Source organism: Enterococcus sp. E5-37 (genome assembly GCF_035726925.1).
In the GTDB taxonomy this organism is placed as follows: Bacteria; Bacillota; Bacilli; order Lactobacillales; family Enterococcaceae; genus Enterococcus_B; species Enterococcus_B faecium.
The window spans coordinates 300,931-318,052 of record NZ_JAPMLG010000001.1 but is presented as its reverse complement, the minus strand read 5'-3'; the positions used below and the strand labels follow the sequence as shown (position 1 = coordinate 318,052).

The 17,122-nt window shown below is 38.7% G+C and carries 15 protein-coding genes; all 15 read right to left on the bottom strand.

The window, feature by feature from the left end; genetic code table 11:
- Positions 1-3 precede the first annotated feature (3 nt).
- Positions 4-444: a CopY/TcrY family copper transport repressor gene (locus tag OS138_RS01500; RefSeq protein ID WP_077940647.1), complete on the bottom strand. Its 441-nt coding sequence runs from the start codon at positions 442-444 to the stop codon at positions 4-6.
- A gap of 73 nt (positions 445-517) precedes the next feature.
- Positions 518-1,057 carry a topology modulation protein gene (locus OS138_RS01495; RefSeq protein WP_174129030.1) on the bottom strand — a complete coding sequence of 180 codons (540 nt, stop codon included), beginning with the start codon at positions 1,055-1,057 and terminating at the stop codon, positions 518-520.
- 614 nt (positions 1,058-1,671) lie between these two features.
- Positions 1,672-3,138, bottom strand: a complete 1,467-nt coding sequence (locus OS138_RS01490) for an APC family permease (RefSeq protein WP_002288779.1) — start codon at positions 3,136-3,138, stop codon at positions 1,672-1,674.
- A gap of 310 nt (positions 3,139-3,448) precedes the next feature.
- Positions 3,449-5,530 (bottom strand): heavy metal translocating P-type ATPase, encoded by a 2,082-nt coding sequence (locus tag OS138_RS01485; protein ID WP_249513661.1) that lies wholly within the window; start codon positions 5,528-5,530, stop codon positions 3,449-3,451.
- 524 nt (positions 5,531-6,054) lie between these two features.
- Entirely contained in the window at positions 6,055-6,414 is a 360-nt protein-coding gene (locus OS138_RS01480; protein ID WP_010727534.1) for a YccF domain-containing protein, read from the bottom strand.
- Positions 6,415-6,443: 29 nt separating this feature from the next.
- Positions 6,444-6,785: a hypothetical protein gene (locus OS138_RS01475; protein WP_016629778.1), complete on the bottom strand. Its 342-nt coding sequence runs from the start codon at positions 6,783-6,785 to the stop codon at positions 6,444-6,446.
- On the bottom strand, positions 6,782-7,456 hold the full coding sequence (locus tag OS138_RS01470) for an SGNH/GDSL hydrolase family protein (protein ID WP_016629777.1): 675 nt from the start codon (positions 7,454-7,456) through the stop codon (positions 6,782-6,784). The genes OS138_RS01475 and OS138_RS01470 overlap by 4 nt, the downstream gene beginning before the upstream one ends.
- 1,052 nt (positions 7,457-8,508) lie before the next feature.
- Positions 8,509-9,807 (bottom strand): asparagine--tRNA ligase, encoded by a 1,299-nt coding sequence (asnS, locus tag OS138_RS01465; RefSeq protein WP_002288767.1) that lies wholly within the window; start codon positions 9,805-9,807, stop codon positions 8,509-8,511.
- 39 nt (positions 9,808-9,846) lie between these two features.
- On the bottom strand, positions 9,847-11,037 hold the full coding sequence (locus tag OS138_RS01460; RefSeq protein WP_325069599.1) for a pyridoxal phosphate-dependent aminotransferase: 1,191 nt from the start codon (positions 11,035-11,037) through the stop codon (positions 9,847-9,849).
- 20 nt (positions 11,038-11,057) lie between these two features.
- The gene (locus OS138_RS01455; RefSeq protein ID WP_002348809.1) at positions 11,058-11,585 is read right to left on the bottom strand and encodes a cell wall elongation regulator TseB-like domain-containing protein; all 528 of its coding nucleotides are present in this window, start codon (positions 11,583-11,585) and stop codon (positions 11,058-11,060) included.
- Between the two features lie 46 nt (positions 11,586-11,631).
- A complete protein-coding gene (locus tag OS138_RS01450) occupies positions 11,632-14,421 on the bottom strand; it encodes a helicase C-terminal domain-containing protein (protein WP_002304681.1) in 2,790 nt (929 codons plus the stop codon).
- Between the two features lie 146 nt (positions 14,422-14,567).
- Positions 14,568-14,768: a cold-shock protein gene (locus OS138_RS01445; RefSeq protein WP_002288762.1), complete on the bottom strand. Its 201-nt coding sequence runs from the start codon at positions 14,766-14,768 to the stop codon at positions 14,568-14,570.
- A 284-nt stretch (positions 14,769-15,052) separates the two neighbouring features.
- Positions 15,053-15,217, bottom strand: coding sequence for a hypothetical protein (locus tag OS138_RS01440; protein ID WP_002299526.1), 165 nt, complete (start codon positions 15,215-15,217; stop codon positions 15,053-15,055).
- Positions 15,218-15,219: 2 nt separating this feature from the next.
- Positions 15,220-15,540: a hypothetical protein gene (locus OS138_RS01435; RefSeq protein WP_002323868.1), complete on the bottom strand. Its 321-nt coding sequence runs from the start codon at positions 15,538-15,540 to the stop codon at positions 15,220-15,222.
- Between the two features lie 382 nt (positions 15,541-15,922).
- Positions 15,923-17,041, bottom strand: a complete 1,119-nt coding sequence (locus tag OS138_RS01430; protein ID WP_002294874.1) for a baeRF6 domain-containing protein — start codon at positions 17,039-17,041, stop codon at positions 15,923-15,925.
- Between the last annotated feature and the right edge of the window lie 81 nt (positions 17,042-17,122).

Genomic DNA, 17,122 nt, shown 5'->3' with positions numbered 1-17,122 from the left:
CTCCTATTGATGTTGTTTACATTCACATTGACCTGGGATACAGTTACATTCGATCGTATCTACTGGTTGCTTTTGTTCCAGTTGTTTCAAAATCTCATTGATATCTTCTTGAGTCAAAGTGGCTTCTTCTACTAGATCCGCAATCGTCTCTCCAATCCTTTTTGCACAGATATGGGAAAAAAGATTTTCCGACGCACTGCGAACTGTTTCCATCTCTGAGACAGCTGGATGATAAATGAATTTTTTTCCTTCTTGCTCTGTCCAGATCACTTCTTTCTTTACCAAACGTCCCAGCAAAGTTTTGATCGTTGCTGGTTTCCAATCCATCGAATCAGCTAAGATCTGCGTGATTTCTTGGGCTGTCGTCTGTCCAAGTGTCCAAATAACACGCATGATCTCCCACTCTGAATCACTGATCTTTACTGGCGTTTTGACTTTTTCCATTTATTTCACACCTTTCGTTTACAAACGTAATCATTAACTTATGAATACAGATTACACTTGTAAACAAAAACTGTCAATTATTTTTGCTCTCTATTTTCAATTTAGTTAAAAATTCTTGTTTCTCTCGACTTGTTTTAAGGATGATCAGTTTATTTCTTGCATTAGCTACTTGGATCAGCTGCTGTATTTTTGGTTCATTGTTTTCTTCAAAATGCCAGATAAAAGATAAAAATTCTAAGTATTCCCTGTTTAGTTTCTCCGAAAATGATTCAGGCATATCTGGCCGAGATTTTTTGTTTATCTTTCTTTTTAGAGAACGCCAAACTACTCGGTAGATGGCGAGATAACGCGGCACTTTAAGCCAAATGATCTTATCTGCTTCTTTAATCCTTTCCTCTAATGTAGAAGTATAATTTCCTTCAACGATCCATGACGGATTAGATACCATAAACAATTGCTGTTCTTGCAAAAACCACTTTTTTGACTGAATACTGTAGTCTGTTGTATGCCATAAAAGGTCTAGCGGCAGTAGCGGAAAGCCGGTGATTTCTTTGATCTTCCTTGCGAGGGTCGATTTTCCCGACCCACTTTGTCCAATCACGATGATCTTCATTCTTCTCCCTCACTTCTCTTTGGAATTTGGTTCGATCATACCACTTATAACGCCGCAAAAAAACAAGGGACTGTGACAAAAGTCGTGTCAAAGTCCCTTGTTTCGAATAAATGGTGTTCAATCAGCTGACCTTCAGCATTAGCTCAAAAAACGGCAAAATATGAGGAGCTATTTTTCCGTTTGTTTCTCTAATACTCAGGTCAAATCGCTGATTTTACAACCTCTTCCTTAAACGGTGTTCTCCTGCCAACACCTCGGTCACAAGTCACAATAGTCAACAAACATGAGAAGTTGTTTTTTGAAATTGCTCCTTGTGACTCGGAGTTAAACGGCAGGCTCACTACCTCTTTCTTAAACGGTGTTCAAAAGCTTGCATCTGCGGTAATAAGCCCAGCCAAACGAAAAATATGAGGGGCTATTTTTGTTTGGCTGTTCTTATTACTTGATGCAGGACAGCTTTTTCACAACCTCTGATTCACGGTGTTCCAGAAGTAGCTTCTGCGAAAAACAAGCCGAAACTTCACAAAAATTTGAGAAGCAATTTTCGTAAATTCCTTCTTATTTCTTGAAGCTGACCACTTCTGTCACAACCTCTTGTAACAAGTATTTCTATTTTAAGGCTGAACCACTGTTTCTGGTTCAGTGATTTCTTTGTTTTTGTCTCGACGAGCAATTGCTGGCAAGATCATACCTAATAAGATCAAGACAATTGGTGTGATGATATTCGTGAATAATTGGAACCACCATGCTTTAGGATCAGCAGTATAATCTACTTTTGGCACCATTCCTAGGATACATGCAAACGCAGTGAAGGCAAAGCACCAAGCACCAAAGATAAAACCGATTTTTGGATTTTTAACAAATTTATATTCAGAATTGAATTTCTTATAAGCTTTATTCAACATCATATATGCCAAGAACACCCATAGGTAACGCATTGGCATGACAACTGAGTTCAAGTTCGTCAACCATTTTACTAATTCATTCATATCTTTGATACCAAAGATCGGCAACAAAATAATGATTCCTACTAGTATACCTGTCAGAAGATAACCATTCACCAATGTACCTTTACGATTACGTTTACGTAGCCAGTTTGGTACAAATTCTGGATCCGCATCTGCTAACAAGATTTTTAGTGGTGCATCAATTGAAAAGGCTAATGCGGAGATTTGTCCAATCATGTTTGTCAATGCGTAAATGATCATCAATGAGTTACCGATACCATAGTAATTACCTAAAATTTGAAAAGCACTGTATGCCCCATTTGCCATCAAGTCTTTAGGAATATTATCGCTAGCAAACAGCATACCCATTGCGACTGAGCCTAATACAGCACAAATCCCTACCATTGCTGCTAAGAAGATCATCCCTTTAGGAAATTCCTTTGCAGGATTTCTTGTAGAGTTGACATAAGGGGATATTTTTTCCGCTCCTCCAACTGCAAATACTAGCATCGAAACGGTTGTGAAATAACTGAAATCAAATGTTGGAATATATGTTTTCACTTGATTCATATGTGGTGTGGCAAATTCCATCGTTGGATTGATGAACGGTGCCGTTACAGCTAAAAGAATAAATAAGATCGACATGACGAACATCGCTGTTCCGGCCAGTCCGCCAATCACTTTCAAAGTAGAAAGTCCTTTTGTTGATAAATATAAAAAGGCAAGAAATATAATAAGTGAAATAACTGCTACCATTTGTACTGACATCGTATTTACGATATTTCCATTTCCTTGGACTGCCCAACCGCCAGCAATCAGGATTGCTTGAGGCTTTTGTGCCAAATAAGGAATATGGACGACCCAGTAAGTCCAAGCGGCATAGTATGCCAGTCGTTTATTAGATGTCGTATTTTCGACCCATGAACTGACGCCTCCTTTACTATCCTTGAAGGCTGATCCTAATTGTCCAACGATCAATGCGTATGGAATAAAATAAATGGCCAAAATCAATAGCCAAGAGGTGACAACTGATACTCCTTGCTGAGCATAGTTATTAACTACATTCCCCATGCCCCAAACCATGTTAAATGCAATTAACGCAACAGTAAACCAGCGTAATTGTTTGTTGTTCATTCGTTCTCTCCTTTATGATAAAAATTTGTTATCCAGATGTAATCATATTCAATTTTTAACAAACTTACAAGACAGTGTTATTTTATGTGTGTATTCTTTTATTTAATACACATCGTTTTTTCATATTTTTTCCATCAAAAAAATAAGTTATTTTCTTTTATTTCATTGACCTTATTGAATTTCAAGCTATTTTGAATTTTCTGCAAAATTAAAAACATTAGTTATTTTATAATCCTATCTATTTTCTTTACATTTTTCATTAAGAAAAGGATATAAAAAAAAGAGGACGTTCATTCGTCCTCTTCATTTATCAACGTTTATTTTTTACATGCAAGCTTCGCATGGCATTCAAAACAGCTAATACTGTCACCCCAACATCTGCAAATACTGCATCTCCCATTGATGCAAAACCAAAAGCACCTAAGGCAAGTACCAAAATTTTTATCCCAATAGCAAAGACAATGTTCTGTTTGACGATTTTCAATGTTTTCTTTGCTAAATGGATTGCTTCTGCAATCTTCGATGGTTGATCATTCATGATGACTACATCTGCTGCTTCAATTGCAGCATCGCTTCCCAATCCACCCATTGCGATTCCTACATCTGCTCTTGCTAGCACCGGTGCATCGTTGATTCCATCTCCGACAAATGCGGTCTTTTTATTGTTTCTTTGTAAGATTTCCTCTAACCGCTGCACTTTATCTTCTGGAAGCAATTCGCTATATATCTTGTCCACGCCTACTTGCTTCCCGATATGATCAGCAATTTTTTTCGAATCGCCCGTCAACATGACTGTGTTCTTCACACCAGCCTTTTTTAATTGAACCAATGCGTCTACGGCATCTTCTTTCAAGGTATCTGCAATAACAAGATAACCACTGTAACTTTGATCGATCGCTAGATAAAGCAATGTACCGATTTCTTGACTTGAAGGAAAAGAGATTTCAAATCTTTCCATCAATTTGTGATTACCTGCTAATACTTGTTTGCCATCAACTTCAGCTAAGATCCCTTCACCTGCAAATTCTTGGATATTAGCTGTTGGTAAAAGCGGACCTGCGTAGCCTTCTAAAACAGATTGAGCAATCGGATGTGTAGAAAACTGTTCTGCACTCGCAACATATTGCATGAATATCTTTGGATCGATTTTTGTATCGATCGTCTGGATCGAAAAGTCACCTTTCGTTAATGTGCCGGTTTTATCGAATACCACTGTCTCGGTTTGCGCAAGCAACTCCAAGTAATTTGAACCTTTTACTAATACACCGATTTTACTTGCTCCTCCGATACCGCCAAAGAAACTAAGTGGCACGGAAATCACTAATGCACATGGACATGAGATCACTAAAAATGTCAATGCTCGATAGATCCATTCAGAAAACGCCGCTCCAGAAACAACAAGTGGAGGTAAAACAGCTAATAAAACGGCCAATCCTACAACGACTGGTGTGTAATAGCGCGCGAATTTAGTAATGAAATTTTCAGCTGGTGCTTTTTTACTGCTGGCATTTTCTACTAATTCTAATAATTTGCTGATAGTAGAATTTTCATAAGATTTTTCTACTTGAACTAAAAATGGTTTATTTTTATTGATAAATCCGCTTAATACTGTTTCACCAACATATACAGATTTAGGGACTGATTCTCCTGTAAGTGCTGACGTATCGACTAATGATTCTCCTTCGATGATCGTTCCATCTAACGGTACACGTTCACCAGGCTTCACAAGTACAAACTGACCGATCTGCACGTCTTCAGGGTTCACGGTCATCAATCCTTCCGTCGTCTGCACGTGAGCTGTTTCTGGACGGATCGCCATCAATTCGCGAATCGATTTTCTTGAATGACTGACTGCCAATCCTTGGAAATACTCGCCGATTTGATAAAATAGCATCACTGCTACGGCTTCTGGATATTCACCGATCAACATAGCGCCAATCGTAGCAACAGACATAAGAAAATTCTCATCAAAGATTTTTCCTTTGACGATATTCATCACTGCCTTCTTCACTACATCATATCCTATCAGCAGATAAATCAATAAATACCCTATCAAGCGAATTGGTTCATTAAAATCAAGTAATAGCAATAAAGCGATACCTGCAAGGGAAAATAAAATCCGGAACAGCGTATTTCTCTCTTTTTCATTTCCATGTTCAGATACTTTTTCCTTATCTATTTCTGTTACTTTGACATCTGGTTCTAATTCCTTCACTACTTTTTTTGCTTCTTGTTCAATCGTAGCCAAATGATCTTCCTCTGCGTCAATCGTTAGTTTTCCAGAAGTGAAGTTTACCGTCGCTTCCTTGACTCCATTGATCTTCTGAACTCCTTTTTCGATTTTCATTGCACAGTTCGCACAATCTAAACCTTCTAATCTGTAACTTTTCATTTTAATGACCTCCTCGCCTCAACATATGAATATCTCTTCATAACTAATTATAAATGAACGGCTATTCATATGTCAAGGTATCCGAAAGAAAAAATGAAAAACATCTGCATCGGAAAATTTCTTCCATACAGATGTTTTGGCTTATTCTTTCTTTTTCTCTTCGATCATTGCCACTGCTCTTATCCAACCCGCACTTGCCTTCTTGATCTTGACAGGATAGCAACTAAGTTTGAAGCCTGTTGCTGGCAATTTGTCTAAATTCATTAATTTTTCGATAGGGCAATATCTTTTTTCAATCCCTGCAAAATGTCCTTCCCAGATATTCGAAGCTCCACTAAGCTTTCAAAAATATAGAAAGAGTTCTTTAATGAAAATTATTTCAACTTTCCATAAACAGTAATCCCATATAAATAAAAGACGTAAAAGTCACATGGAAGAACTTATACAGGAAAACGCATAGAGTCAGGTGAAATACATGTATCCCACCTGACTCTATGCGTTTTCTAACCTTTATTATTCTCTTTTTATACAATTTCTGCACCAAATGGCATCAACGCCAATCGAGCAAGTTTGAAAGATTGCTTGGCAAAAGGTATCCCTATGATCGTGATACATAGAAGGATGCCGCTGACGACATGTGCGAGAGCAATTGGTAGGCCTGAAACGATCAGCCAGATGATATTAACGATCAATGATATGCCAGACTGGTGATAAATTACTTCTTTGCCAAAAGGCGCAAAAGAAAGGGAGGCGATCTTAAAACATTGCATACCGATTGGGATACCTATGATCGTGATACACCAAAGTATCCCCGCTGCTAACCAGCTAAGACCACCGATTAGTCCGCCGAATATAAACCAGATGACATTTCCTAAACAACTCATTGTATTTCTCCTTCTATTACTGTTTTTGATTAAAACTGGGCAAAAAAAGATTTTATTCTTCTTTTTTTAGCTTCCAGCATCAAATATTCTGCAAATTTTTTTTGGATTTCTTCCGTATTTTCTTTTGTTACTAATGTGTGTTGGATTAGTTTTCCTGATGGTCGCTGATCCAATCGTTCTTCTGACTGTTGCACGTCCGCTTGCGCAAATCCGATAATCCGTTTTTCTTTTGTTACAGCAATGAGCAATAGTTTATTCTTATCATTTAGGTCAGCTGCCGTTTTTGCTTTTACGAATGATTCTGGATGATCAGTAATCAGCTGATTGATTTGAGGTAGATCTTCTTTTACTGCCCACCGTATTTCCATCATTTCTCACTTTTCTTTTGCTCATTTTTATCTCCACTAAAAAAATCGACTGCGGCAATTGCATCTATCCAGCTTTGTGCAATGATCTCATGTCCGCCAATCGTTGGGTGGACCCCATCTTCTCTTGTATATTTCGAAAAACCATAAGCAATCCCTAAAGCATTGAATATGCCATCTAAAGAAACCAGCAATGCGCCATATTCCTTAGCAAGTTTACGAACAATTTGTATTTTAGGGTCTAAGTCTTTACGCCAGCCATGACGGTCGTCGGTTATAGGAAGTACAAACGGCTCCATCAAGATGATGTTGCAGATTCCCGCTGTTTGAAGTTCATTTAGTAATTTTCGATAAACGGATTCAAATTGCTGAGCAGATTTCTCAGTTCCGAATATAGCCTGATCGCTAGTATTATGCCAGGTATCATTGATTCCGATCAAAATCGATACATAGTCAGGTTGTAAAGCTAAACAATCTTCTTGCCAGCGTACTTGCAGATCTGCAATTTTGTCTCCTCCTATCCCACGGTTCATGCATTCAAATTCCATCGTTGGATATTGGGAGATTAGTTTTCCGGCAATCAAAAGTGGATAACCTTTACCTAGATCAGTTGCTTCTGCTCGGTCTCTTCCTGCGTCTGTAATGCTATCACCGATAAATAATATACGTTTTTTCATTTGTCAAAAACTCCTTTTTGAATAAAACGATGATTTTCTTCCTTATATTATCCCATAAGCCCTATCAAGACGAAAGAGAAAATATATGTATAAAAAATGACACCAGCCTAGTCCCTTCAAACAATTGAATGAACGCTCATCAAGTGTCTAGTTTTTTATGCTATTTTTTTCTTAACGTGCCGGATTCCCCTTGATTCCTTCGTTGTTTGGTCCAGAGAGATCGATCACACCCAAGCTTCCGTCAATCAGACCACTGATGACGCCATCGAAACATATATTTATAGGCTCATCTAAGACTTCTAGTAAATGTCCCTTTACTAATATCTCTTCTAGATTGCTTGGGATAGATTGGTCATAACTTTATCTGGTCCGATGATTTCAAGGGTGAATTGAACTTACATATGGATTATTGCATGCTGAAAATACGGACCTACTCCATCTTCGAATGTTACTATTAGTTTGTTTTCAGGTGCTAGATGCTGCTTTATTTCAACAGCAGAAGCATCATCAAATCAGATTTCCATTTGAATTACCTTCTTTGTAAATGTTTGATTGATTGCGATTTCGTTATAGAACCTTGTGAATCAAATAGCAATTTCTTTTGCTTTCTTCTCTTGTCTGCTGGAAACTTCCTTTATCCCGTATTTTAAAAAAAGAACTGCGAGAGTTCGCAGTTCTTTTTTAGAATAAACGGTGCTCTCCGGCCAACTCCTCGGTCACAAGTCACAATAGTCATCAAACATGAAAAACTGTTTTTTGAAATTACTCCTTGTGACTCGGAGCTGAACGGCAGGCGCACAACCTCTTCCTTAAACGGTGTTCAAAAGCCAGTTTCTCGGTATTAAGCCAAATTTATGCAAAAATGTGGAAAGCCATTTCCACAAAATTTTTCTTAATACTCGAAACTAAACAGCTTTTTCACAACCTCTCCACTAAACGGTATTCAAAAGCTTACATCTGCGGTAATAAGTCCCGCCAATTCAAAAACATGAACAGCTGTTTTTGCTTGGCTGTTCTAATTACTTGATGCAGAACAGCTTTTTCATCACCTCTTATGGATAAATTCGGTTCAACAAACGTGGGAATGGAATAGCTTCACGTACATGGTCGATACCAGCAATCCAAGTGACTGTTCGTTCAAGACCTAGACCAAAACCAGAGTGCGGAACAGAACCGTATTTACGTAGATCAAGATACCATGAATATTCTTTTTCATCCAAACCGTGATTACGGATTTGTTCTAGCAAGAAATCATAGTCTGTTGCCCGTTCGCTTCCGCCAATAATTTCACCGTAACCTTCTGGTGCGATCATATCTGCACAGATCACCACGTCTTCTCTTGTTGGATGTGGTTTCATGTAGAATGGCTTGATGGCTTTTGGATAGTTTAGGATAAAGACAGGCTGTTCGAATGAATTCGCAATGAACGTTTCATGAGGTGAACCAAAGTCTTCGCCCCATTCGATGTCATCAAATCCATTTTTCTTCAGTAATTCGATCGCATCATCATAAGTAATACGAGGGAATGGCAATTTTGTATAAGTTTTTAAGACTTCTTTGTCTCGTCCTAGTACATCTAATGCATATTCGCAATGATCTAAAACATTTTGTACTAAGAATGCTACATATTGTTCCTGTACTTCTAAACTTTCTTCTTGATGAGTGAAAGCCATTTCTGGTTCGATCATCCAGAATTCGATCAAATGACGTCGTGTTTTTGATTTTTCAGCACGGAAAGTCGGACCGAATGAAAAGACTTTTCCGAAAGCCATAGCAGCAGCTTCCATGTATAATTGGCCACTTTGAGATAAATAAGCTTTTTGATCAAAGTAATTTGTTTCGAATAGATCCGTAGTGCCTTCTGGTGCAGAACCAGTCAAGATCGGCGGATCAATTTTGACAAAATGATGTTGATTAAAGAATTCATACGTTGCACGAATGATTTCATTTCTGATCTGCATAATCGCATGTTGTCTTGAAGAACGCAGCCATAAATGACGATGATCCATCAAGAAGTCTGTTCCGTGTTCTTTTGGTGTGATCGGATAATCGTGGCTCTCGCTTACCACTTCCACATTTGTAATTCCGATTTCATAACCAAATTTTGAACGACTGTCTTCACGGATTTCTCCAGTTACTAACACGGATGTTTCTTGGTGTAGATTTTTAGCTGTTTGGAAAACTTCTTCCGACACTTCGCTTTTTACAACTACACCTTGGAAAAAGGCTGTTCCGTCTCTTAATTGTAAAAATGCGATTTTTCCGCTTGATCGCTTATTTGCGACCCAAGCGCCGATTGTTACTGTTTCTCCCACATGGTTTTTCGAATCGATGATTTGAATTTGTTCCACGTATGACTCTCCTTTTATATTCCTTGAATTTCTTCAGGATTAATTTTGACTTTTACTCTCAATAAATTGCTTGATTCTGCGTACCGCTTCTTCTAACGTAGCGCGATCAGTAGCATAACTCATGCGGACATTTTCTGGTGCCCCAAAGCCTTCGCCAGTCACAAGCGCTACCCCTGTTTCTTCTAAAAGATCTTCTACCCATTGTGTGACATTTTCATATTTACACATGCGTAGCGTTTCTTTTACATTAGGAAAAAGATAAAAAGCTCCTTGTGGCTTTTCAAGAGAAACACCCGGCAGTTCTGCCACAAGCGGATATAACGTATTCAGGCGTTCTTCAAAGGCGTTCCGCATTTCTTCCACTGTATCTTGCTCGCCTTTCAATGCTTCAACAGCTGCATATTGACTGACTGCTGTCGGATTACTGGTTGACTGGGAAGCAACAGCGATCATTCCATTGATGATCACAGGATTTCCCACCGCATAACCAATGCGCCAGCCTGTCATCGCATATGTTTTAGACACGCCGTTGATGATGATAGTCTGATTTTTGATTGCTTCTGAAATCGTTGCAATTGGAGTAAACTCATTGCCATTATAAACTAAACGACCATAAATATCATCAGCAACTATCAAAATATCATTTTTTACTGCCCATTCACCGATTGCCTGCAGTTCATTCTTGCTATAAATCATTCCAGTCGGATTCGATGGAGAATTGATGATTACGGCTTTTGTTTTTTCTGAACGTGCTTGTTCTAGCTGTTCAACAGTAACTTTCCAGCTATTGGATTCTTCCCCTTTCACAAAGACAGGAAGTCCTTCTGCCAGTTTTACTTGCTCACCGTAACTGACCCAGTAAGGCACAGGAATGATGACTTCATCTTGCGGGTCAAGGATCGTTTGGAAAAGGGTATACAAAGCAAATTTCGCTCCGTCTGTTACGACTGTTTGTGAAGGTTCATAGACAAGTCCATAGTTTTTCTTCAGATAATCAACGATTGCCTGTCGAAGCTCTGGGATTCCTGCTGTTGGTGTATAATAGCTAGCTTTCCCGTTGCGGATTGCTTCGATTGCTGCTTCTTGGATGTTTTCTGGTGTCGCAAAATCCGGTTCTCCCACAGTCAAACTCAGCATATCTCTGCCTTTTGCTTTTAATGCCTTGGCCTTTGCCGCAGCTGCCAAAGTGACAGACGGTTCTAATCGTTTTGTTCTTTTTGATAACTCCATCCCATTCATTCCTTTACCTTTTAAATTCCCTTGATTGTCTTGACTTCATCTCCAGATTCAAAGCCAATCAGGTAATAATTCAGTTTCCCATTTGTTTCTTTTCCTACTACTTCCCACACAGGCTGATCATCATACATCCCTAAAGCAGCTTTTTCGATTTGGATTTCAGGATGGGCCGCAGCAATTGTCTGTTTTGCTTCGTTTTCAGTCAGTCCCTTTGTTTGATCCAATACTTTTACTTTTTCACCAGATTTAGGAATGATAACGGCGATTTCTTTTCCTTTATCATTTGTACCTGTCAGTGAAAAGTATGTCTTCTTTCGAGTAAACCAATAAAAATGATCGGCTTCCTCAAGATTTGCATATTTCTTTGCGATTTCTACTGCTTCTTTCTTCGCCTGCACCGCCGGACGACTGGAACGCAAGTAAAAAATCGAGCTGATCACGATGACCGCTAATAAAAATACGATCAAGCCAAGTAACACGCGATTAATCGTTTTTTCCTTTGTCTGTTTTTTCTTCAAGGGTCGTCGCTCCTTTATCTTCATTCCTTTTCATTATAGCAGATTTTAATTATGAAAAAAGACAGCTCCTCTAACTTCCTTCTTCATTTTTCTTTAAGAATTCATGGATATCCTGATAGATTTCCTCCATAGCTAGCTCTTTGATCGGTACTTTTTTCGGTAATGCATGGATGATCCGTGCGCCATATTTTGCAGTGACTAGTCTTCGATCCAAAATAAGCAATACGCCACGATCTGTCTCCGTCCTTATCAAGCGACCTAATGCTTGGCGTAACTTCAAAGCTGCTTTAGGTACGGATTCCTGGTAAAAAGGATTGATCCCCTCTGATTCTAAATAAGCGTTCCTAGCTTTGACCATCGGGCGAAGCGGATTATCGAAGGGTAAACGTGTGACTACAACGATCTGCAAAGCATCTCCAGGCAAATCTACACCTTCCCAAAAGCTGTCAGCGCCAAACAATACGCTTTTTTCTGACAAAATGAAGCGTTTCAAAAGCTTCTCCCGGCTTCCGCCAAACCCTTGAGCTAGTATTTCTCGTCCTTTTTCTAGCATAGACAGATGCATTTTCTGATAGACCTTCTGCAAAACATCATGAGAAGTGAATAACACAAGTATTGGCCGATCTTCTTGTTCGATCAGACCTGTAAGTGCTGTCTCTAAATAATCGATATATGCTTGATTGCTGACTTGATGGACGGCAGGTGCCTCTTTTGGCACATAGATCCTTGCCTGTTTCTCATAATCATAAGGAGAGGCAATCACTTTAAGAGGTGCTGCTTCAATGCCAAGCCGCTTAGAGAGATAGTGTCGATTAGGGCCGATCTTCAGCGTTCCTCCAATATAAAGAATACGATCATATCGAGGATACCAAACAGTCGACGGCAACATAGCCGCTTGAAAATCATGGAGATGAAAAATCATCTGCTGCGCTGTGTTCCCAGGAACGAACCAATGGATCAAATGATCTCGCCAGTCTTCCAGCCATTGATCCATCAGCAAGTACTGCTTGTCTAATTGATCAAATAAGCTATATAAACTTGCTAAATCGATCCGCATCTGGTTTGTCCAGCTTTCTTGGATAATCTCAAAAGTCAGACGCATTTGTGACTGTAGCTGCTGGATCTCCTGATAAAAAAGCTGCAGGTGATCAATGGCTGTCCCAGATTCCAGTGGCAGCTGATCCAACATCTCTTTTGTCATCATGACTTCTTCTGGATACTGTCCGTTAGGTTGCTTGCCGCTCACTAAACTCATTAATCCTTCTGCCATACAAATCTGTGCTTCGCATAGCGCAGAAAGTTCTTCTCGATAAATCGATAACCAGCGTAAGGCTTCATGTTCTTTCGGTAAATAGCTTTGTATTCGGTCAAACAGCTGATTTGGTTCTTCTAATTGCTGGATTTGTTTATGGAAATAGTTAATACTTAATCGTTTGTCATTTACTTTTTCAGCGATTTCCGGCAAATGATGTACTTCATCGATCAACAAAAATGGACTAGCTGGAAGCAATGGTTCTTTTCGCTGTGTTTCTTGTATTAAAAACGCATGATTGACAATCAAAAAATTACTTTGCCTGATTTTCTTTTGCAAGAAACGAACAAAGTCTTGTTCGTAAAATGACTGATTTCTTGCTAAAAATCCAATACCTCTGTGCGCGATATCTGCAAAGAATGAATGGTTCAAATTTGTTAAATGTAATTCATCCAAATCACCGGTCTTCGTTTGCGTCAGCCAAACTAAGACCGCCATTTGATACAAAGCATATTGTTTTTGTTCTGGCGGTTCCACAAGTGTGCCTTTAAAACGCTGTAAATCAATATAGTGGCGATAGCTTTTGATAATTACAGGTTGTATGGGCTGATCTAGCAATTGATTCAGCAATGGAATGTCTTTTTCTATGATCTGCTGCTGCAAAACTAGCGAAACGGTACTGATGACAGCGGGTTTTTCAGGTGTAGCCAAATAACTCAATGGCAGCAGATAACCGATTGTTTTACCCATTCCTGTAGCAGCTTCGATCATCAAATCTTTTGATTCATCTTTTGTGAAATGGTCGTAGACCGCATTCATCAGTCTGTTCTGTTCTTTTCGATACATCAGTGTTTTACCAAACATTTTTTCTTTTGCTTGTTTTTTTCTTGGATATGTCCGCTCGCCATAATGGACGGATGTGAATAGTTCCACTTCTTTTTTCTGTAAAGCTAGCCCATCGACGATTTCTAACGAGGGATCAAGTGGCTCTGGTTTTTCTTTCATTTCTTCAATCACATGATAAATGAAACGACTCGTATCCATACCTGTGTGTCTACTTAATCGCGCAATCTGCTCTAACGTGATGATTGGCAATTTTCTCATCCGTTCTTCGATCAGCAAAAGAAGTTGACCTGTCACTTCGGCATCACTATCTGCCTGATGAGGATTCTCATGAATAAATCCAAGGCTTTCTGACAAATCAGCTAAGCGAAAGCTTGGTTCCGTCGGCAAGAAAATTTGTGCAAGTTCTACTGTATCGATGCCTGGTATCTTCAAACTAGGAAGTCCGCATCGCATGAGTTCATGGTTCAAAAAATTATAATCAAAATAAATATTATGCGCGACAAATATGGTGTCTGCCAAAAGATTGTAAATCGTTTGGGCGACATCTTCGAAATAAGGCGCTTTTTGGACGCGTTGATTCGTGATCCCTGTTAAATGCTGGATTTGTTTTGAAATCTTCCGCCCTGGATGAATATCGATCGAAAAACGTGAAGTGATCCGACCTGATTCAATCATGACGCAGCCAAATTGGATGATCCGATCTTCTTTTGGATTCGTCCCAGTCGTTTCGATATCAACGACTGCATAAGTTCTTGGTTTCAAAATATCTTCCTCTTCTCCTGCCTCTAATGTTCTTTTGAAATTATACTACAAAGTGCAGAAAAATACTCTCATCGCTTTTTAAAGAAAATAGACAAAAACGCCCAGACACGCAAATGTCTGGGCGTTTATTTTTTAGTATAGGTTAATTAAGCTTTAGTAACGTTTGTTGCTTGAGGTCCGCGTTGGCCTTCTTCAACATCGAAAGTTACTGCTTGGCCTTCTTCTAAAGTTTTGAATCCGTCGCCTTGGATAGCTGAGAAATGAACGAATACATCGTTTCCGTTTTCTGCAGTGATGAATCCAAATCCTTTTTCTGAGTTAAACCATTTTACTGTACCTGTTTCCATAATAAAAATCCTCCTTGTGTATCAACACATATTTTGCAATTACTTGAATGGTGTATATCTGGAAGATGTTTATTTGAAACAAGCTACCACAGATTACCGAACAAAAACTACTCCTATAGTATATCATACCGTTTACAAAAAAGCTAGAGTTTTTCGACTTTTTTTATTAAAAAAAGTTTTCTCAGCGATTACATAAAGTGAAAAACCGAACTTTTTTTAAAATAAACGACATATTGTTCAGTTGGTGTTTTTTTGCTCTGATGTTCTTTTTTAAACTAAAAAAATTATTCTTTCTGACTACTTATCGGTTCTGTTTCAACGGTCGAGGCTGGGGAAGATTCTTTAGTAGGTCTGATGTTCTCATGGTATTTCTGATAGCCTATGACAGTGACCAGAAGAACAAGGCAAACCAATACGATCAACGAGATTAGTTTTTCTTTTTTGCTCATATCTATACCTCATAAATAACAGGATGATGTCCATCATATTTCTGAGTATGAGTAAAAGCAAAAGCTGCAGCTGTAGAATGTAAGAAATGCCAGCAACTTTCATAATCACAGGTCGGACAGTACCAAAAGTAACCAAATCTTGGCTGCAAAGACCGTTCTTCTGTTTCAGGAATCGCAGAATCAAGATCTGTTGTCTGTACATAAACATTTTTGTACAGACGTGTGCCTGTAATAGGAGACCGCTGTGTTTCTTCAGCAAAAACTGGCTGACTTGTTAAACTTAGGGATAGAAACAGCAAACACCATAACAGTCTTTTTTTCATAAAGACCTCCTTATCGATAAGTTTTTCCCAATTAAAATCATATCTCAAGAACGCCCGTTATTCACATTTTGTTCATAAATGATGTTTTTTGTATCATAATCGTCAAAAAGAGGTCGTGACCACGTCACAACCTCTTTTTTAAACGGTGTTCCAGAAGTAGCTTCTTCGGAAATAAGCCGAAATTTCACAAAAATTTGAGAAATAATTTTTGTCAATCTCTTCTTATTTCTTGAAGCTGACCACTTCTGTCACAACCTCTTCCTTAAACGGTGTTCAAAAGCTTGCATCTGCGGTAATAAGCCCACCAAACAAAAAATATGAAGAGCTATTTTTGCTTGCTGTTCTTATTACTTGATGCAGAACAGCTTTTTCACAACCTCTTTTAATAACGAAGAATCGCTGTCAGACTCTTTTCATCTGGCGCATCTTTTTGATCCAAAATAAACACTTTCCCGCCATTAATGATCACATCATCTGCTAATGCATTCAACACCTGACGCCGATCATATTCTGTTTCAGGATCTTCACCGAAACCATCAGCTAAGTTTGACGTAGCGATAAATAAATGTGACACTTTTCCTTCTTTCGCAGCTGGAACGATATCAACTAACTGATCGATGAATTTCTTATCTAAGAGTTTATTGTATTCTTTTGATTCTTGAGCTGCGAGTTCACTTGACAGCTTCTTCGCCCCTTCTTCGATATCTCTAAAGGATAGCTGCGCAGGAGAAGCAGAAATCGCAACGTCTGCACAATAATAGGGATTTTTAGCAATTTTTTTGAACATCGTCTGATTTTCTGGTAGAGCGAATAAATAAATCGGCCATTGTTCTGGATTTTCGAAAGAATCCTTCAAGTACGTATCAACAGCTTGGTAATAGTTGACCCAATCGATCTCTACTTCTTCATCTTTTGGATTTACGCCATGGAAAGTTACTCCATCTCGGGCTCCGCCTCCTCCATTAGAAGAGAAGTTCAAACCGCCACCTGTCAGTTCAGATCCCAATGCAGTAACGACATCAACCGGTGCCCCTTCTGGTAGAGATACTTCTTTTACTTGTTTGTTGCTGACTTCATACAATTTCATGGAGTCGCGGTTCAATCCCAATAAATAATAAGAATAGTTGAACTGCCCATTTTTGATAATAGCCAGTAAATAAGGAAGATCACTTACATAGTATTGATCGTCTACCGGGATACTCAAACGATGGATATAGGTTTGGTCAGCAGTTATAATGACCGCTACACTCGTAGTTGCACTACGCCAAAACGAAGGATCTCCTAACAAATTTTCAATTTTTTCTTGGAACGGGGACCAGTCATGTTCGGAATATTTTTTCTCAAAACGTTTCTTTGCTTCTTTCGCAAAATTTTTGAATTTGATCTGATCTTTTTCCACATCTTGATGGGCGACATGCGTATTCAGCATGATCGTGACGAATGGTCCTTTAGCGCCTTCTGAAGTCAATTGTGACAATAATTCTTTATCCTTTTTTGCCATAAACGTACCCCTCCTAAAAAAATCATTCCTTTGTTTCTATCTAAAGTCTACCACAACACTATTTTTCCATACAATAAAACG